A 20324-nucleotide genomic window follows, 5' to 3' on the forward strand; every position below is an offset into this window, starting at 1 on the left:
GAAGTGCAGCCATGACTAGAAAATCGGGCAACCCATTGTTTACGGGCTGGTATGCTGATCCCGAGGCCAGAATATTTGACGGCCGATACTGGATTTACCCTACGTATTCCGATGTTTATGAGAAACAGATTTTCTTCGATGCTTTCCATTCTGATGATTTAATTGAGTGGACCAAGGTGGAGCAAATTCTGGATTTGTCCGGTGTCTCCTGGGCCAATAAAGCTGTTTGGGCTCCTTCCCCGATCGAGAAGGACGGCAAGTATTATCTATACTTCGCAGCTAATGATATTCAGAGCAATGAGGAACTTGGGGGCATCGGGGTGGCGGTGGCGGAACGGCCAGAAGGACCATTTATCGATCCGTTGGGACATCCACTCGTTGATCAATTTGTCTTCGGTGCGCAGCCTATCGACCCGCATATATTTATCGATGATGATGGTACACCTTACTTATATTACGGCGGTTGGGGACATTGTAATGTGGTGAAGCTGAAGCCGGATATGATCAGTCTTGATTCTTTCGAGGACGGGACGATTTATAAGGAGATTACTCCTTCCGGCTACGTGGAAGGTCCGTGCATGCTGAAGCGAGACGGTAAATACTATTTTATGTGGTCAGAGGGCGGCTGGGGCGGGCCTCACTACTCAGTAGCTTATGCTATTTCAGAGAGTCCGCTGGGACCGTTCGAACGCGTGGAGAAAATTTTATTCGAAGATCCGGCTGTCGCTACTGGCGCGGGACATCATGGCTTCCTGCATATTCCCGGCACCGACGAGTGGTATATCGTCTACCATCGGCGGCCACTGGAGGAGACGGCGGCCAATCATCGTGTCGTGTGCATCGACAGGATGGAATTCAGGGAAGATGGAACGATTCGTCCGGTCCAGCTTACCTTCGAAGGTGTTCAGGCCCGCAGCTTGCCTGATAAATCCTAAAGAAAATAAACACCCCTGCTGGCAAAACATGGCTTCCGGCCAAGGTTTGCAGCGGGGGTGTTGTGTTTGTTAATAGTGAGCTTAGAGCATGCACGCTCAGGCGGCAATAGTTTGAACCAGCAAGTACACATTCAACACTACGATGATGCCTGCTATTGTCCAGGCCAGTAACTTCAGCCAAGGCTTGTTGGCGAACTCTCCCATCTTCTCCTTGCTGGAGGTGAATCTGACCAGAGGGATGACAGCAAACGGCAACTGCAGTGACAGCACCACCTGGCTGAAGATCAACAAGTCCTGTGTACCGCGTTCCCCATAGAGAGCGGTAACGATGACTGCCGGAATGATGGCGATTAATCGAGTAATCAACCGACGGAGCCAGGGGGCCAGCCGAATGTTGACGAAGCCTTCCATGACGATCTGCCCTGCGAGCGTTCCCGTCAATGTGGAATTTTGCCCCGAAGCGAGTAGAGCTACAGCGAACAGTACACTAGCCAAGGTCGTACCGACGATGGGAGTCAGCATATAATAAGCTTCCGAAATATCGGCTACTTGCGTCATTCCGGCCTGGTGGAACGTTGCTGCGGCGACGATCAGAATGGCAGAATTGATCAGCAACGCAAAGGTTAAGGCAATCGTCGAGTCCCAGGTGGCAAATTTGATAGCTTGACGTTTGCCGGCAGAGGTGCGATCGAACATTCGGGTCTGTACGATAGACGAATGAAGATACAGATTGTGTGGCATGACGGTGGCGCCTATAATGCCGATGGCGATATACAGCATGCCCGGGTCCTGCAAAATTTGCAGCTTGGGTACATAACCCAAGGCGACTTCACCCATATCCGGCCCTGCCAGGAGCAGGTCAATACCGAAGCAAAGAGCGATGGTAGCAATCAAGATGACGACAAAGATTTCTAAGGTACGAAAGCCCTTGTTCTGTAACAATAAAATAAGTAGTACGTCCACGGCGGTAATCATGACCCCGTAGATAATTGGTAAGCCAAATAATAGGTTTAAGGCAATAGCCGCTCCGATGACCTCGGCGAGGTCTGTGGCTGCAATGGCTAGCTCGCAAAGAATCCATAGGCCAATAACGACAGGCTTTGAATAATGATCACGACAGGCCTGAGCCAAATCTTTGCCCGTTACGATGCCAAGCTTGCCTGACAGAGTCTGGAGCAGCACCGCCATCAAGTTGGAAATCAATATAACGGATAGCAAGGTGTAACCGAAGCGGGAGCCACCTTCAATATCTGTTGCCCAGTTACCTGGGTCCATATAGCCCACGGCCACCATATAGCCGGGACCGGCAAAAGCAAGAAACTTGCGGAACCAGGAGCCGCCTGCTGGCAGTGAAATGGAACGGTGCGCTTCCGGGAGGGAGGGTTGACCGTTCCCCATGTTCCAGCCATTCTTGGGAGAACCGGTTTGTTGTTCAGTCGTATCCATTCAAATCACCCCTGATATGTATTGTATACCTACAAAATTCTTTGTCTAGGGCAACTTTATAATGAAAACGGTTAATTAAATGAGAGTTCGGGTATGTTTGTCAATTTTTTTGCACATCCTATCCAAATACAGGAAAAACAACGCAAAATAGAAGGTTTAGCGGCATTTTAAGTTGACACGTCTGTAAAAATTATTTAATATGTCTAAGTACAAAAAGCGAGCATTGACAGCTCAGGAATGAAATTTGATAATACGGGTGATAACATGTCCTACAGACCGAATGTTGTAAATGTGACCAAGGCCGGAAGCAACGAACGTGACGGGTTATATGAATTTATCGTTAGTATGGCCGATGGTACAGCGTGTCGCGTGTTTTACCACCGTAATCCTGATTGGCGCGTAACGGCTGTCAGCAGATTGCAGAAGACGCCTTGTCCCGTGTGCCGCAAAGATTTTATCTGCCAATGCATGGAAAAGTTTTCGGGCGAGATTAACCGTCAGATGGAAGAAGGCCAATGGTTCGACAAAGTTTTGGCCCAGTAATTACACCTTCATACTGATGACAGCGAGCGCGGGGGATGCCCCGTGCTTTTTTCTTAGGTTTTTTATTTTTGGCTTTGTTTATTGTGTACCGAAGTTGGCCAAATCATTAGCATAGAGGTAGTTCAAAAAAGTCGTCTTCCCTAGACGGAGTTACATATAGTAATCAATTGCTGCGAAGGGGGCTGGGGCAATGCCGGATACATCGACAGTACCGGAGTACATTGTATTGTTTGATGGCGTCTGCCATCTTTGCCAAGGAGCAGTCAAATTTATTATTAAGAGGGATTCGAAGCAGAAATTTCACTTTGCCTCCTTGCAGTCTCCAAGTGCTCGCAGGCTTCTTAAGGAGGCCGGGCTGGATGGCGAGTCACTTGAGACGATGATACTAATTGAACAGGGAGTATATCATACACGTTCAACAGCAGCCTTGCGTATTGCGAGAGCTCTTCGTTTTCCTTGGCCCTTGCTTTATACTTTTATCCTGGTTCCCAAGCCTTGGCGTGATGTGGTTTACACAGCTATAGCCAAGCGGCGTTACCGCTGGTTTGGCAAAGATGAGGTCTGCATGATGCCAACGGCGGAGCTTAAGGCCCGTTTCTTGCCGGAGGAATAGGATGAAAATAAAACTTGTTCAATCTCCAAAAATGTGATATTCTTACTGTAAATTTAAGGTATACGGGAACGGTAGCACCGTCCATGATCCGATTCACAATCGGGTTTTGGGCGGTGCTTTTTTTGTTCCCTCTAGCGAGGAGGACGACGTATGCATCCGATTAAGTTGGTATTGGTCGTGCGTGAGGAGGAATATATTGAGCCGTTTCTTCAATATGTGCACACAAGCGAGTATGACCGAAGCCTGAAAGTTACTGCATTTAGCAAGGCAGAATCCTTCAGCCGCTATATGGACCAATGTGGGGATGATGTGGACAGCGTTTTAGCTGAGCCAACATTTTTGCAGGATGTGGCGATGGCCAAGCATCCCCATATTCGCTGGGTGCTGCTTGGTGGGCTGGTCACTCCGGAGCTTTCGCAGCAGCCCTTGCCCCGATTGGATAAATATCAATCGCTTCATCAGTTGCTAATGAGTTTAGTCGAACTAATCAGGGGAGCGCACGAACAGAAGCGCAAAGAGGGTTACACACAGGTTATCGGGGTTTATTCCGCGACCGGAGGCAGTGGGAAAACAACAGTCTCCTTGAATCTGACCCGGCAATGGGCCGAAGAAGGGCGAAGTGTATTCTATTTAAATTTGGAGACGGTGGGCAGTGGGCTCTTATTTACCGGACCGGAAAGTAAGCGGGACGGACTGGCTCGACTGTTGTATGACCTCAAGGCGGCTAACGATCGACAGGAAGGGTTGAAGGCTCCGGTATCAGCTTATGCCTACCGGCATGCCGAAATCCAGGGGGATACTTTTCCTCCTGTAGATAACTTGGAAGAATTACTGGAGATGGGATGTGCTGACACCGTGTCACTGATTGACTACATTGCCGGTAGCGGTATGTATGATGTTGTCGTCATTGACACTGATGCCTATCCTGACGGCAGGATGGACGCTGTATTTCAGAAGGCAGACCAGATTGTCTGGTTGGTGGTGGATGATCACGAGGCCTTGCGTAAGACAGGGATTTGGTTAGGACATCTTGAGCGCACTCGTCCTGATTTTCCGTCAATCATGCAGAATAAGCTCAAATTTGTGCTGAACCGTTATACGGGTAGCAAGCAAGTGGAAATGCCCCCTCAAATCAAGCTGTACGGGTTGTTGCCTTTGATTCCGGTCTGGAGTCATCAGCCGACTCGTCAAGGTGAGCTGCCACACTCTCCTGTCTATCAACGTGACGTGATAAAGCTGGGGCGAGAACTTCTGGACGGAGCGGGCACAGTTAACATGCAGGAGGGATAAACGATGGATGAGGCGGATTTTTCAGCTCTGCGCCAGGACTTGCGTCAAGGTCTGGACGTTACCTCTGTGATGAAGGATGAGCAATTACTGGAATATATTGAGCGGTATGTGCTGGAGGAAAGGCGCTTGTGCGGATTAACCGCCACCGAGAAGCACAAATGGGTGCGTAGGTTATACGATTCATTTCGCGGTCTGGATGTACTCCAGCCCCTGGTAGATGATCGAAGCGTGACTGAAATTATGATCAATAGCCATAATGAAATCTTCGTAGAGCGCGATGGGCAAGTTGCCCGGCTACCGGTCTGCTTTGAGTCCAGGGAACGGCTGGAGGATATCATCCAGACGGTGGTGTCGGGAGTCAATCGGGTGGTGAACGAATCATCGCCGATTGTGGATGCCCGGCTGCGAGATGGGTCACGGGTTAATATTGTGCTCCCTCCCGTCGCCTTGAAGGGACCGACGATGACCATCCGCAAATTCCCCGAGAAGCCGCTGACGATGGAACAGCTAGTAGCCAGAGAATCCATAAGCGAAGAAGCCGCCGAGTTACTGCGGCAGCTTGTACGTAGCAAGTACAACATTTTTATCAGCGGCGGAACCGGCTCGGGCAAGACTACATTTCTGAATGCCTTGTCCCAATTCATCCCTTCTGATGAACGGGTGATTACCATTGAAGATTCTGCGGAATTGCAGATTAGAACCGTCCCCAACCTGGTATCGCTGGAGACACGCAATGCCAACACAGAGGGACGGGGAGAGATTACCGTTCGGGATTTGATCCGATCATCCCTTCGAATGCGCCCCAACCGGATTATTGTGGGTGAGGTTCGTGGGCCGGAATGTCTGGATATGCTACAAGCGATGAATACTGGACATGATGGTTCTCTATCATGGGTATTGTGATAGTAAATTAATCTAGAATCTTCTAGTTGAACGAAATATCATGGATGTAAGCATCAAAAAACTTGTTTTTTACGCCTTTTACGTTTCTTAAGTCTGTATTTACTATAATTTTGTTAAAGATTGTATAGATAAGTTCTTTCTTCTCTCGATCATCGAAATATGGCCAACCTTCAACTAATCCAACAAGTTCTTCAATTCGAGGTATTCCAGAAAAGGATTTTTGTTCTTGTGCAATGCGTTGACGAACTTCCTTCTCGTTTTCATCCTCCTCAGCCATTTTTTTACGGATGTCTTGTTTTCCTATCAATCCTTCAACAAACATGTACTGCCATTTCTCTCGTCGTTCAGCAATCTTCGCGAGTTCACGTTTGGCAGTATCAATTTCACTTTTCTTTTTTCCCTCTTCAGTATATATTCTCTTAGCTTCTTCATTGAGCTTCTCCATGTCTTCTTGGATCTGATTGATATACTGGAAAACCAAGTGCTCGATATGTGACTGACGAAATGTAGGTAGATCGCACGTTTTACTATGATGACGGTTTGAGCAAATATAATACTGAGTACGGACAAATGACTGGCCACGATGTCAGAGCTATCTAAAGTAAGCACAGGAAACATGTTCGCGAGAAGCTTATGTCCTTTCAAATTGGGAGTATGAAACATGGAATCAAATTACGGAAAACTATACCAATAATGAATCAAATATGGTAGCATGTACTATGATTCATAAAATTTAAACTAATTTTAGAAAAGGAGGATGTTTTTAGTATATTAGTAATTTTCATAAATTTGAGAACAGAAGGAGGATTATTTTGAAGAATTTCAAAAAAATAGTTGGCTTACTTCTTACTCTTACGGTTTTCTCTGTTTTCGCAACTTCTGCTTACGGATATGAGCTTGAATCTACTGAAAAGATTGTTCCCTATTATTTTGAACAGGCTATCGTAGATGAAAATAACGAGGTTATTGGCACTAAAATAACTGAAGCTTCTATCAAGGTGGATGCTGTTGAAAATGGAACACTAAAAACTATTACAGAAGATATAAAATACAATTTGAATGATAAAACTCTAGATTTAACAGAAATTTATAAGGATGAAATAAAAATAACGGAGATCCTTATAGAAACATCTGGGGATTATTATATAAACGGAGAAAAGCTTAGTGATAAATTTCTGAATACAGAAGTGAATTTACTTGGTGTACATGATCCAGAAATATCTCTCAACTACGAAACCGAAAGTGGAGGAAATTCATTCCTTACCTATTATACTAACTCAACAACCGGTGATGCTGAAATGTTTTACTTGAAGACATATTTGTCTTCTTATACAAACTTCTTTTTAGATCCTCCAAGTGATAAAACGTATATCTTTAAACATGCATATATAGGAGCAAATGTATCAGACTTCAAAATGTATGCTAATCAAGTTGCAAGTGCAAGATCAACGGTTAGTGCTGGAGTGGCTACACTGATTGCAAGTGGAATTACAATACTTACTCCCGCAGTTATTATTGGACTGATTGGAACATCAGCTGCAGCACTTGGTGTGTATCTTGGAAGTAATAGTGGTCATGAAGCTATGCAAAATGCTCAAAGTTTATTAATAAACATGGACGGTCACTACGTATATCCGTAATAGTATTGGGTAAGAACAATATAGGCTATGGAGTATTTTATACTTCATGGCCTATATTAATAATGTATAATAACATTATTGTAGAGTATACAGGTGAGGTGATTTAGTGGTTGGAAAAACTTTAAAAGCTCTGAGATATATTTTCATAATAGTAACAGTTGTTTTCTTAATATTTATTTTGTTAGATCCTCTTAAAACGATTTACTTTGGATATTTAACGTTTTTTTCAAGTTTAGGTGTATTAATGTACATTTTTGAAATGAGGAGAGAAGGCACTAAAGGGAGTCGGTTGGTTCTAACTATAATCTCATGTGCTTTATTCTTAGTTGTATCGCTGTATATTTTCGCTTCAAACTTATAGAATGATGGTTATATGGTACTAATCGTTTAGGTTTTGATTACAGAGGATACAATCTAAAAACGACACCTTTCCGCCTAATAATAATCACATACCCGTAATTTGCTGCAATCTCAGAGATAGCCTTCCTGCTGAGAAACACCAACATAGTCTTTACCCATAAAAAATGCCGGTTCGGATTTTGTATGTTAAATCAGATTCTTTGCATAAATAAGTAGGGCTCTTCTTTGAATGATTGCAGCAACAATTACGTTTTTTTTGTTTTTATGGCTTAATAAATCCCAGGACAGTTGTTACATGAGAAATTTCCTCTAATGGTATCCAAATCACTCCATCAGCCGAGTTGATCTTCACCCTACTCTTATCCTCTCCCCAACTGGCAATGCCCGCTATTTTTGATTCGTCTTTCAGTGTTAAGATAATTTCCTGTTTTGATCTTATAGCCTTACTTATGTATGTGTACAAGTATTTCACCCCCTCCATATACAATTCTATATTTTACATAATTGTCCTTTTGTGTAGAAAAGAAAAAGAGCTGCATTAGCAGCTCATAGAACTTAATGATACGTAGCGGCAGTAACTGTACTGTACTCACTTATCTCAAAGGTGAGAATGTTATTAAAGATAACGTAATCAGTCCGTTTGCTGAATGGCCCCCGATTGTTATCGTGCTTGTTAATGGCATATTTGGATGGACCAGAGCCCTCGTCTTTGGTGTCGTACCAGTTGATGAAGGCATTTACTTCATCCATAGAGAGGTCGTATTCTTTCTCCAGGCCAGTTAACATTGTTACGACTAAGATCGCTCGATTAACAGTAGGCTGTGGCTCTGGAGGAGTGACAGTAGAACTGTTATACATTTCTAAAGCCCCTAGAGTAACAGATGATTTTCCGTTATTTTTGGTAATATTTATTCTGTATTTAATATATGAGTTCTCATTTTCAAATAGAAATTCTTTTTTCTCGCCTTGTGTCCAATCACTTATACCAATTTGAGTGTCTAAAATAATCCACTTCTCTCCATCCCATCCTTCAAACGTCCAATCTTTTGGTGATTCTGCTTTGTAATCAATATGGCTGCTTCTTGGTATCAAAACATATTTATTAACTATAGTTGATTCAAAGAACTCGTAAGAAATCCATCCATAAGGAATACCTTCTGCTGATGCCCAACCCACATCATTTATATTTCTATCAAATACACTATATGCTTTATGGTTCGCGCTCCACTCACTACTTGCAGCGGCTATGCCAACTGGAGCATTATTTGAAGTCATTTTAGGAATTAAATTGACTTCTTCTGAGTTTTCATCAGCAAATGCATTTGTTCCAAGGCTTAATAGTAGCAAAAATGAAAGTAAAATAGATAATCCCGTTCTCTTCATAAGTATTCTCCTTAAATGTTTTTTGTTACGACCAACGATACATCGAATGAATAGCCCTGTCTAAACATAAAAGCCTATATCTGCAATATCATGTGGATTCAGACAAGGAAATTTTTCCTTGTTGAATATCGAATATGCATTTGCATATAATGAGAACAAATGTTCTTATTGGAGTGATACATATGTTAAATGATCTGGAGCGTAAACTACTACGTATTCTTTATAATTTTTCGTCTCAACACGGACGTATGCCTCGTATGCCCGAGTTGCAACAGAAAACCGGGCGGGGCAGGGAAGACATCACAGGAGCCCTACGCACGCTTGTAGAGCAGCAATACATCTTATGTCCAGATAATCCTAGCTTAGAGACGATAGTGATATTGGAGGCATGGGAGAGAGAAGAAATGATAGCCCGAAATGGGTTAGGAGTCCGAAGAGGGAATTTAGAAGGGCGTTATTCTTGGAGAAAATAATATAATTATCTCAAAAAAAAATAGTGAGCCGTCACTTATTTATAATAGTAACGTATTACTCCATATAGGATATAGTGGAGGGGGCCGGCGATGTATAAAATAAAAGAATTCGTATTGGAAAATCAACTATTAATTCTAAGAGTTTTATTAGGCCTTACACTTTTCTTTCTGATTACAAGTTTTGTGTGGATTTATAATCTTTTGAAAGAGGAAGACCCACGGTATACAACTTATTCTTGCGGACGTTTATTTGATGTTGGGTCTAAAAAATTAACTACTGAGCAAAAAATAGGGGTTTCGTCTTCAGTAAGTTTCAAACAAGAAATGAACATGATTTCTTTCATGTTTGAGACTATTTCTTTATTTAGCAAAAAGGCAAATATTGTGAATGATACTAATTCAATAATTTCATATGCGCAGCAGTTTGGTGAACACAAAAAAGTAGATTCGTTTACTATACCTGAAAATGCTTGTTATGTCTCATTAGATGAAGGCAAGATAGATTATAATTATCTTAATCTTCCCGATGTCCCCAGACTGCAAGTATACAATTGGGTGAAAGAATATCAAAATTATTTATCTGAAGAATATACAGAGCTTAACTTAATTCTTATTATCGATGACAATGCGATACATCAAAAGAGCGTTATTTCTTCAAATAAGTTCAAAGGTATTGAAGAACAGAATATTGTATATGATATCAACAAAAATGATTGATTATTGTAGCTACGGAATGCTGAAATAAACAAAAGCTAGCCAACGTGAAAAAACGACGCAGCAATCTGGAGTGGCCAATTTGTCGTATCTTATGGAGTCTCTTGGATTGTGAAAAAGAACTTCTTAGGGCTTCCGTGTGCCCAGGTGCAGAGTATTGAAAGATCTGGATCTACGGCTTTAGCATGGTGGAGAAATACAAGGTCACCATAAATTCGATTATTTAGCTGTTCAAGAAAATGTATTGAAGCATTAATCTTATCCGTTTAATTCCAAACAAGCTCTAGATGGAAAATGATGGGTAATGTCTATATCTGGCGAGCATTTTGAACCTGTTCAGGTGTAATTTCGAATTGATAAGTGAACGACGAAAGAACTGGTGCTAACGGCGTTGTACCGTAATCACAGCCAGCCACGATCATGTGGAGAGGGTACTGCATCATTTGGATCGTGGCCGTCTATGATTCCTAACTACAAAACATGACTCAAGCCTATAAGATGAAAGGCAGTGAGCTTCTCGGTTCTGCGCACCTATTTTATTGACGTAAATTTTAAATATTTTTACTCTAAAACTTTGCGACTTAACATTGGGCCTTCTAACTGTGGTAATTGACTATCATTGGAGCGTTTTTTAACTTTTGCATACACTTTAGTATGCAATTCTTCGTAAGTCATGCCTTTTTCCATAAATTCCATTAAAGCTCCGGTTAAGTAACCATTTTTACCATCATCATATGAATATTGATTAGATTTGCAGCCAGCTAACAGTATATGATTTGGACCAGACAAAGCATGGCTTTTTATTGCTCTTTGTCTGTCAGGACGTACTTCGTTTATTAATTCCTTAATCTTTGTTATTGTTGGAGTGGCATCTAGGCATTTTTTCTTATCCTCGTTCTCTAAAAATTTGGTTCCATCACCTGAGTTACAACTATCAAAGATTATCGTGAAATGTACATCCTGTTTTAATTTTGACAATTTTTCTTTTATCTCATCATCACGAATAAGATTGGAGGGACTAGCCAAACCATCAAAAGGCACAATTGCTTCGTCTAACATGTCTAATTCATCGAGAGGAGGGAAATCGGCAGTTTGTGTTCCATGTCCCGAATATGTGAATACACCAATGTCCCCGGGATTTAAACTTGTTACTAATAGTTCAAGGGCGTCCAAGATGTTCTTCTTGATGGCATACTCCTCAATTAAGAGTTGAATATCTTCAATTTTAAAACCAAATTTATTCACTAATAACCTACACATTTCTTTTGTGTCATTTATACATCCACCGAGACTATTGTCAGTTCCTTCATAATTTATCCCTACAACTAATGCAAGTTTTTTCATAAATCCTCCTCAGTAAATTATTATTTACCTGCTGCATAAGCGGAAGCACCTGCAGCAACTCCTGCTAAATACACAGCGTACCCCAGCGGTAATATTTCATTTGTATTTTTAATATGTTGATAAGCTTCTTTAGCAATATCAGGTTTTTCAAACAAATGATTTATCAAATTTCTTATTAATTGACTAGGCATCTCAGAATTTTCTTTTACTGAACGTATCAAATCGCTAATTACTGTATTCGCCGAAACAGATATACCAATGGAGACTTCTTTTTTACTTGTAACATGAGCCAAATGTGCTATCCCTGCCCCAGAAGCTACACCTGCAATTGCAGCCACTGTGAGCGGATCAAAAAACTCGGATGTTTGATGCAGGTTTATCCAATCATTCAATAATGGTTCAAACCTTGGATATTTTTTGTTAAATTCAGATGCCTCATTAGATAAAGAAGAAATGGAACTGTTTGAGAAAATCAATCTTTCTATATCGGGTTTTAACTCATTCAAAGTTATGTCGATTAATGGATCTGTTAATCCAAGAAATGCTTGAGCATCAAGAAGGACATGATTAATAAGGATACCTTCATTACAAAAGTCATATGTTCCATCAGGCTTTTGAATAATGTTGGACGCGTGATGCAGAGCTACAAGTCGCCAATTTGAATCAAACACGGGTGATCCTGAAGAGCCAGGCTCAGTATCTGTTGTATACTGCACTTTGTTTTCAAAGGTATTTTGAACATAGTTATCATTTAAACAGATTTGTTTTTTTCCACCCGAAGGATGCTGAATTATTACTACATTATTATTTGGAGAGGGCCTGCTTCCAATTGTTTGTATATTCACAAATCCAAAAATGTTGCCAGGAGCCTCTTTTACCTTAACTATGGTGTAGTCATGTTCAATATTTGTAATAAATTGAGTGGAATCTAAATTGAATCTTTGTGATTTCTCGATATTATTTTCCCAATCATCCTGATAATTAAATTCAACTACACTTTTTTCAGCATCCTTCGCCGATTTAATAACATGATTATTAGTGAGAAGAATATCAGGGCCAATAAGAAAGCCTGTTCCGTATCCTTCGGGGGTAATAATTCTTGCGACTGATTTTGAAATTTCTAAACCACGGCCCATCCAAGAAATATTTAACAAGTTGTTTTGCCCAATAATTTGTTTTGGCTTATCTGCAAAACCTTTCCATTCTGTTTTCTTAAGCTTTTTGATTACATTTTTACTAAGTGTCAATGTTGTCATTACTATGCTCCTTTGTAATTTGCTGAATTATATAATTTCCTGCTTTGTTTGAAATATGTGTTAACTGTGAATCCAAATAGAGACAATTTTTATCATAAGTTTTAGTTGATCAATAATATGGGAAGTATAATTCAGTTCTTCATTGCGATCTCAACAAACCGATGAGTCTTTGCTGAGAAATTTACGTACGAAGGATACTATTCGTACTCTCATCACATTCACCCTGTCACGAGTAGGAAGCGGAAAAGTACCCATTGATATGAATGAATTTCCCACGGTCGCATTGGCTGTGTTAAACGTACCTTGTGCGAATTGTCAGGATGAAAAGGCAGCTAGGATAATGATCTCAAAACCAATGGGCCGATCGGACTATACTAAATTTGCTACAGAAAATTGAAGCATACCGTATGAAGTGACAAGGAAACTTAACTAGGTTATTATTCAGCTTCTTTTATATGCGGGGAATTAGTCTTGAATTACTATTTAAGAGGAGTATTCCTATGAAAATAGGTATAAAGATCTATTTGGAAGAAGGAAAATGCTTCCTCATGGCGAAAATATATACTACGAACGTCAGATAATGTTGATTTTTGGTAGGATATGTTTTGGTGAATAAATACAACTTGAAGTGGAGCAGATACAGAAATGAGTAATTCTCTTTTATCAAAGGACAATTTATCAGAGGTATATAAGAGAGAACTGAAGGAAATTAGAAATATCGTTGGGAACTCCTTAGAGCAGCGTATGTATACCATAGTTGCTGAAGTCAAATACATAAATGAAGGCAGGTTTGGAACGAACTTCGTAACTGTTTTTGATGAGAACGGAACTGAGATTCAAATGAAGGTGGTAGAGCATCTTTCTCGTGGGTTAGAGCGAGAGAAAACCTATATCTTTACAGGTCATTTCGAAGTCGGTTACTCTGCGGAGTTTGGTGCGCTACAATTTAAACCAAGGCAAATTGAATCGTTTGGAAGCAGCTTCAGGACAATGCAACAGCAAGCTGTTTCGAAAGAGCTTATTGAAAGTCAGTATCTAAATAAGTATAAAAACGATTTTTCTTCATTCCTAGGCAAACAGGCTTGCCATGTGGCCCTAGTTACCTCAGGGCAGTCAAAGGCAATTCATGATGTTGAGGAAGTTTTTAAAAGACGACCAGGCATTGTAAAAAGCATTCACAGAGTAAGGTTAAATGATTCCAAAAGCATTGCTTTTGGAATTTTTGAAGCATCCGAATCTACTGCGGACGTAATTATGGTTGTTCGAGGTGGAGGCAAGGATACTGACTTTCTTGTCTTTGATAGTGTTGAAGTCATACAAGAAATTTATAATACCTCAATTCCAGTTATTACTGGTTTAGGGCATACGAGTAACCTCACGCTCGCTGATCAGGCTGCTGATCGCTGTGAGACTACTCCAACTAAGGCGGCTCAGTTTCTTGTGGATAGGCTAGGAGATACTGTATTTGTGATCCAAGAAAAAAAAGCTAATTACAAAACTTACGATATTAACACAGCCCTTCCAGTGGTTTCAACTACAAAGAAAAAAAGGAAGGTTATAATTATCTGGTCAGTTGTTATCTTTTTAAGTATTGTAGCTTTAATTTTAGCTTTGTTAACGTCTAGCTTAGGTAGGTAGTTAAGCAAGAACCTTTTTGGTATTTTGGATGAAAAGGAAGAAGTCAGATGAATTCTTTTAATGAATTATTAAAATATGCAGGTATACCTAATGCAATAATATTGATTTTAACATTTTGCTTTGCCTTAAATAAGATCAAACCTGTAACAATGATTACTTCGACTTATGTCGAAAAGAGCTTGCAAACAAAAGAAAAAAGATTATACGTAAAAATTATCAGGCATATTGGATACTTGTTGCTTTTATTTTTATATCAAGTAATAATTACAATCTGTTCTTATCAACTTAGAATCCCATTCTACAATTTTATCTTTTATATTGGCTTTGTAGTAAGTTTCTTGGGAATGATTATCTCTGGAGCTATTCGTATCAATAAAAGTTGGTTCAAAAATTTTCTGAAAAAACGTTCATTGAAAATGAAGTTTATAGTTTTACTATTACTTGTATTTAGCGTGCTTTGTACTATTACTATCTTTCCTTTTTTAATTGGTTCCGGTGCAGCCTTTGTTCCAGGAGAATTAATTACTGATCAAGAAAAACTAGTAGTTGTAATAATTATGCTTTTTTTTATAGCTTGTATTTTTTTGTTTTTATTTAAATGGGAAGTCAATTCAATTGATCTGGCATTTTCTGATTTGAAAAGTTTATTTGTTATGGAAGAATCAAAGAAATGGTATATATTCTACCCAGTTGATGACAAATACTTCTTGTGTGGTAATGAACCTAATAAACAGGAGTCAAATGTATTTAGGTATTTTGAGAAAACTAAATTACTTGAAAAGGAATTACATATCTGTATAGCAGATAGTGAAGAAGAGGATGATATAGAGTACATTATTTGATATTTATACGTAAAAAAAATCATAAAGGCGATGGAGGAGAGATAATGCTTGATCTTTCTTTGGACGAATTTTTTAGAAAATATCATATTTCTGAAGAGAGTAAAGATATTGTTAATTGGAATGAATTAAACAAGATACATACTCATTTTTTATCAATAAGAGAGAGTCTCATTGCCCAGGCTGACTTTATTGCAAATACTTTGCGTGCAAACAAAACGATTCATACCGTAAGGTCAAGAGTTAAGGACCCCGAACATTTAATAGCAAAAATAATTAGAAAAATGCCTCAACGTAAGGAACAAAAAGGGAAAGATTTTTGCTTTACAGTCGATAACTATCAAGATGAAATAACTGATTTAATAGGAGTGCGGGCAATACATATATTTAAAGAGGATTGGGAAGAAATACATAATTACATTAATAGAATATGGAATACCACTGAAATCATTGCTAACGTGAGGGCGGGGGATGACACAAGTAGATTTGAGGAACTTGGAATCCCAGTAGATCCAAGAGAAACAGGTTATCGTTCAGTTCATTACCTGATTGAATCTTCTCCTACCAGAAAAAAAATTGTAGCAGAGATTCAAGTAAGAACAATATTTGAAGAGGGTTATGGAGAGATTGATCATATTTTAAGGTATCCTCACGGTGATGTACCTCAAGTGCTTACTTTAAATTTATTATTACTCAATCGAATTGTTGGAAGTTCTGACGAGATGGCTTCTTATATTAATCTTTTGAAAGAAGATTTAAGGCAAATAGAAAGTGATCACCAAACTGCAATAAATAAGAAAAATGATGAAATAGAATCACTGAAAAATAAAATCAATAAAATGGAAATGAAAGAACAAGATAGAAATTCCCTGCTATCCAGTGTAAATACTATTAAAGAAAATAACACGATTTATAAAACATATCAAAATCAGATTATTACTTCCCAAAAACTCATTAACTCCAATACATTTTTGAAGAGAGCATTTTTAGATAGTGACTTTAAACAGGGGCAAAAGGGAGATGATGATTAATTCATAGTAATGTTTACAAAACGAGAGAAAACAGCTTATGTAAATAAGCGAAAGAAAGGTAGAGAAATGGAGCTAATAAAAAGTAAAAGTTCAGTGTCAGATTGTGTCATTTTTATGAGTGCTTACAAATCTAATTATTCTAGAAAAAAAATGATTTCATTTTATAAGAATAAAAGTGAAAAGAAATCAGAAATACTTAATAAGCATCATATTTCTAGCATATTAATTGATGATTCTTTTTTTACAGTAGATGGGATTCTAAAATTTGAACCAAATCATGATGCATATCATCAAAAAACTTCTTTTGAATTCAAATTAATCAATGAGAAAGATGATATTGATAAATTTCAAAAATATTTAAAAGAAACGAAATGGTGTTTATCATTGAAACACTCAGTAGAAATACTCTTGGACCCTTTTAAGTTTGAAGTTTCTTCTTTTATAAACATGGAAAGTTTTTTAATCTTTATAAACAATAGGAAGCTTCAAGTGGACCCGATAATTTTTTTTATAAACGAAGTTATGTTTATATGTTTTGAATTAATAAATTTTGATACAAGGGAGCCATTTAACAAAGATGAAATATATGGACGAAGTAACAATTATAATGTGAAAATAATAAAAGAAATGCAGTTCTTTGGAACTGAAGAAATTATAACGGTTAATAAAAAGATTCCAGACATAATTTTTGAAAACATAAATTCCTTACTACAAGACATTCTTCGGGATAGATTTGTTTTAGATAATACCAGTTTTCTGCATAATCTTTTTGTTATCTCTGATTTTGTTGAGGATATGTCTACGTATTTTCAGGATGTTTTGGGTGAGAAAATCACAAATATGCAATTGGATAACATAAGTGGTCATGATAGTTTCAATTACTTTTCGCAAGAATATTTAGGTGTTGTAACTTTAGCTGATGGGCAATATAAAACTGATGTATTGTGGGATACTCAGGTATTAGAAATACTAAAAATGTACATTTGTTTAAATCAAATTATTAACTACGATCTTACTTTAGACTTGAAGAATACTTTAGATGAGAAGATGCATACTGAACAACTTTTATTCATGTCAAGAGTTCCAATAATAACAGTCAAAGCTATTACCAATATGCAAAATACAGCTTCTTTTGAAAGATACAAAGAATCAATTAATTTTAAAATATCATATTTAACTATGTATTATGAGAGACGTAAAAATCGAAATGCTTTACTGCTAAATGTGCTTCTATATGTTATTTCATTTATTGGGAGTGTAGGTACGTTCCAAATACTACAAGAGGAATTCGGTTTATCCTTCAAGATAAGCTTTATAGCTCTAACAAGTGTTTTTTTTCTATTAGGAGTAATCTGGATTTATCTTGAACGAAAAAAATAATTTCCCGGTCTACATAATCTGTTGTATGTGAAGCAGATTGCAAGTTGGAATGTAACACTACTGCTAAAAAAATGCTACCTACCTACATATAGACATAAAGAAAGTCCGTCAAAATCTCATAAGTTAGAAATCCTTCACCAACAGAGGATAAAAATTTCCTAGTTTTTTTTTGTAATTTAGTAGATTGCATTCAGCTTTTAACTTGGAACGTTGTTTTTAATAGCGGAAAAAGATATGGATACGTCACTGCGTTTAATAAACGTAAACCTACTTGTACAATAAGTTGGTAAAGCTAATGCCAGTAATTCAGCTAATGATTAAGATGATAATGAATTACTACATACAACGATGATAAAACAGACTTTTTATAAACTCTAAAGGAATACTATTGCTTCTGGCGAAGTTATTTATAAAACTTTTAATGTAAATGTAATGGGGAGTGACTAATTGTGAAACTAATTGAGTCCAGAGTCTTACTCTACAAATCTATTGATGATAGTGAAGCAGTGAAAGTTGAACCAGATGTAACTATAATTGTTGGACAGAATGAATCGGGGAAAACGGCATTCCTACAAGCGCTACATAAAGCCTTTCCTGTGGAGCCAAATATAAAATATAGTGTAACTGAGGAGTATCCTCGAAAAGGGTTAAATAACTATCAAAAAAAACATGACGATAATCCTGCTGTAGTGTGCGAATTGACATACAAGCTTACTTCATCTGAAATTACGAAGATTAACGATGACTTTGGATTTGAATTACTTAATTCTTTGACCTTTACTTATTTCAGGAAATATGCGGGTAATGGAACGGTCTCTGTATCAATTGACGAAAAGCCTCTTATTGATCATCTACTGAAAAGTTCAAATCTAACAACTGAGATTAAATCAGTTCTACAAGGTGTGGACTCCATTACTCAAATGCTTAATTTACTCCAAGATTTAGACTTGAATAGCGAAGAAAAGTTGTTTTTTGACGAATTAACCCGAAAATATCCTGCTTCATCATGGGAAAATAGACTTGAACACTATGTGTGGGAAACTTATTTACTTCCGCATATCCCCAAGTTTCTATACTTTGATGACTATCGAGTTCTGCCTGGTAAAATTAATCTTACTGAATTGAAAAAGCGTGTTAATTTGAGTAATCAAAATAGTCAACCTCTAAACGATGAGGATATGACAGCTCTTAGTTTACTTCAGATTGCGGATGTCGAACTTGATGAAATTACTGACTCTAATGGATACGAGAACATAAAGGCTAAGCTCGAAGCTATATCTAACTCAATAACCGATAAAATATTTGAATATTGGAAACAAAACCAAGAGCTTGATGTTGAATTTGATATTCGTCAAGACCCTTCCGATACGCCTCCATTTAATAACGGTAATAACTTATATATTCGAATAAGAAATCGTAAACATCGTGTCACAGTACCTTTTAGTCAGAGGAGTAAAGGATTTATATGGTTTTTTAGTTTTATTGTTTGGTTTGATAGTATTAAACAACAGCTAAAAACTGACGAGGATTTAATACTTTTGTTGGATGAGCCAGGTTTAAGTCTGCACGCGTTAGCTCAGGCAGATTTTTTGAATTATATTGAATATCTTTCAAATGATCATCAAATTATTTATACTACTCATTCACCTTTTATGGTTCCGAGGGACAAAATTAGCCAAGTTCGTATGGTGGAGGATAAGTCGAGAGAAGGAACAAAAATAACAAGCAATTTGTCTTCCTCTGATCCAAAGACTGTTTTCCCACTTCAAGCGGCTCTTGGATACACGATTGCTCAAAATCTATTTATTGCAAAGAAAAATCTACTAGTTGAGGGGCCTGCCGATCTTGTCTACTTGAAATATTTCTCTTCAATTCTTGAAGCAAAGAAAATGGAGTTTTTAAACCCTAATATTACAATCGTACCGGTTGGAGGTTTGGATAAATTATCTACATTTGTTGCATTGCTTGGAGGAAATGATCTTGAATTCCTTGTACTTCATGATTACAATAATAAACCTGATCCCAAACTAGAGTCACTAAAAAAAGAGAGACTTATAAAAGAAAATAAAATTTTAAATTATGGAATGTTTAGGAATAATAATTCAAAAATAATTATGAATAGTGATGTTGAAGATTTAATGGAGCCGAAATTGTACCTCCATATCTTTAATTCAGCTTATAAGGATGAACTAGGAGGTATCATAGTCGCTGAGAGCGATTTGCCTAATGGAGAAAGAATTGTAGATAGAATAAATCGTTTTCTAAAAGAGAAATCAATTACACTTCGACCATCAGGCGGTTACAATCATTACATGATTGCTAACCATTTAATGACAAAATCTGTTCCAGCATCAAAATTAGATAAGAAAACAATTGAACGTTTTAATATACTATTTCAAACGATAAACTCTCAATTAGCTACTTGAACATCCATTTCAATCAAGTAAGGGAGTTATCCGTATCAACTATTTATTAAGATCCTACAAAGTTCGACATACTTTTATATCTTACATCTGATAAACTAAACTTAGATTAA

General features: G+C 38.0%; 16 protein-coding genes and 2 pseudogenes. 12 read left to right on the top strand and 6 right to left on the bottom strand.

Annotated features, from left to right (window positions below; translation table 11 throughout):
- Positions 1-11 precede the first annotated feature (11 nt).
- Positions 12-935, top strand: coding sequence for a glycoside hydrolase family 43 protein (locus BN3279_RS12605; RefSeq protein ID WP_082673057.1), 924 nt, complete (start codon positions 12-14; stop codon positions 933-935).
- Positions 936-1031: 96 nt separating this feature from the next.
- On the opposite strand, the gene BN3279_RS12610 is transcribed toward BN3279_RS12605, so the two are convergent.
- Positions 1032-2333 carry an Nramp family divalent metal transporter gene (locus BN3279_RS12610; protein WP_059051823.1) on the bottom strand — a complete coding sequence of 434 codons (1302 nt, stop codon included), beginning with the start codon at positions 2331-2333 and terminating at the stop codon, positions 1032-1034.
- A 312-nt stretch (positions 2334-2645) separates the two neighbouring features.
- On the opposite strand from BN3279_RS12610, the gene BN3279_RS12615 reads away from it, so the two are divergent.
- From BN3279_RS12615 to BN3279_RS12630, 4 genes and pseudogenes are all read left to right on the top strand, one after another.
- Positions 2646-2924, top strand: a complete 279-nt coding sequence (locus BN3279_RS12615; RefSeq protein ID WP_059051322.1) for a hypothetical protein — start codon at positions 2646-2648, stop codon at positions 2922-2924.
- Between the two features lie 190 nt (positions 2925-3114).
- Complete coding sequence (locus BN3279_RS12620) at positions 3115-3537, top strand: thiol-disulfide oxidoreductase DCC family protein (RefSeq protein WP_059051325.1); 423 nt, start codon at positions 3115-3117, stop codon at positions 3535-3537.
- A gap of 150 nt (positions 3538-3687) precedes the next feature.
- The gene (locus BN3279_RS12625) at positions 3688-4827 is read left to right on the top strand and encodes a P-loop NTPase family protein (RefSeq protein WP_059051327.1); all 1140 of its coding nucleotides are present in this window, start codon (positions 3688-3690) and stop codon (positions 4825-4827) included.
- Between the two features lie 3 nt (positions 4828-4830).
- A pseudogene (locus tag BN3279_RS12630) lies at positions 4831-5718 on the top strand (CpaF family protein); the annotation flags it as partial.
- A 34-nt stretch (positions 5719-5752) separates the two neighbouring features.
- On the opposite strand, the gene BN3279_RS12635 reads toward BN3279_RS12630, so the two are convergent.
- Positions 5753-6175, bottom strand: coding sequence for a hypothetical protein (locus BN3279_RS12635; protein ID WP_059051329.1), 423 nt, complete (start codon positions 6173-6175; stop codon positions 5753-5755).
- A gap of 27 nt (positions 6176-6202) precedes the next feature.
- A pseudogene (locus BN3279_RS24480) lies at positions 6203-6283 on the bottom strand (hypothetical protein); the annotation flags it as partial.
- A 259-nt stretch (positions 6284-6542) separates the two neighbouring features.
- Here BN3279_RS24480 and BN3279_RS12640 point away from each other — a divergent pair.
- Positions 6543-7370, top strand: coding sequence for a hypothetical protein (locus BN3279_RS12640; protein WP_059051330.1), 828 nt, complete (start codon positions 6543-6545; stop codon positions 7368-7370).
- Positions 7371-8285: 915 nt separating this feature from the next.
- On the opposite strand, the gene BN3279_RS12650 is transcribed toward BN3279_RS12640, so the two are convergent.
- Positions 8286-9113 carry a discoidin domain-containing protein gene (locus BN3279_RS12650; protein WP_059051332.1) on the bottom strand — a complete coding sequence of 276 codons (828 nt, stop codon included), beginning with the start codon at positions 9111-9113 and terminating at the stop codon, positions 8286-8288.
- A gap of 563 nt (positions 9114-9676) precedes the next feature.
- Between BN3279_RS12650 and BN3279_RS12660 the strand changes: the two genes are divergently transcribed.
- Entirely contained in the window at positions 9677-10303 is a 627-nt protein-coding gene (locus tag BN3279_RS12660; RefSeq protein ID WP_059051334.1) for a hypothetical protein, read from the top strand.
- Positions 10304-10861: 558 nt separating this feature from the next.
- Here BN3279_RS12660 and BN3279_RS12665 read toward each other — a convergent pair.
- Together BN3279_RS12665 and BN3279_RS12670 are read right to left on the bottom strand one after the other, a co-directional pair.
- Positions 10862-11644: a caspase family protein gene (locus BN3279_RS12665; protein WP_059051335.1), complete on the bottom strand. Its 783-nt coding sequence runs from the start codon at positions 11642-11644 to the stop codon at positions 10862-10864.
- 20 nt (positions 11645-11664) lie between these two features.
- Positions 11665-12900: a trypsin-like serine peptidase gene (locus BN3279_RS12670; protein WP_059051337.1), complete on the bottom strand. Its 1236-nt coding sequence runs from the start codon at positions 12898-12900 to the stop codon at positions 11665-11667.
- A 645-nt stretch (positions 12901-13545) separates the two neighbouring features.
- On the opposite strand from BN3279_RS12670, the gene BN3279_RS12675 reads away from it, so the two are divergent.
- The 5 genes from BN3279_RS12675 (at position 13546) to BN3279_RS12695 (ending at position 20214) form a co-directional block, all read left to right on the top strand.
- Complete coding sequence (locus BN3279_RS12675) at positions 13546-14538, top strand: exodeoxyribonuclease VII large subunit (RefSeq protein WP_059051339.1); 993 nt, start codon at positions 13546-13548, stop codon at positions 14536-14538.
- 47 nt (positions 14539-14585) lie between these two features.
- On the top strand, positions 14586-15380 hold the full coding sequence (locus BN3279_RS12680; RefSeq protein ID WP_059051341.1) for a hypothetical protein: 795 nt from the start codon (positions 14586-14588) through the stop codon (positions 15378-15380).
- Positions 15377-16408: a RelA/SpoT domain-containing protein gene (locus tag BN3279_RS12685; RefSeq protein ID WP_198343582.1), complete on the top strand. Its 1032-nt coding sequence runs from the start codon at positions 15377-15379 to the stop codon at positions 16406-16408. Before BN3279_RS12680 ends, BN3279_RS12685 begins: the two co-directional genes overlap by 4 nt.
- A gap of 9 nt (positions 16409-16417) precedes the next feature.
- Positions 16418-17788: a hypothetical protein gene (locus BN3279_RS12690; protein ID WP_059051342.1), complete on the top strand. Its 1371-nt coding sequence runs from the start codon at positions 16418-16420 to the stop codon at positions 17786-17788.
- A 449-nt stretch (positions 17789-18237) separates the two neighbouring features.
- Positions 18238-20214, top strand: a complete 1977-nt coding sequence (locus BN3279_RS12695) for an AAA family ATPase (RefSeq protein ID WP_059051345.1) — start codon at positions 18238-18240, stop codon at positions 20212-20214.
- Positions 20215-20324 lie beyond the last annotated feature (110 nt).

The sequence above is a fragment of the Paenibacillus senegalimassiliensis genome, assembly GCF_001486585.1.
GTDB lineage: Bacteria > Bacillota > Bacilli > Paenibacillales > Paenibacillaceae > Fontibacillus > Fontibacillus senegalimassiliensis.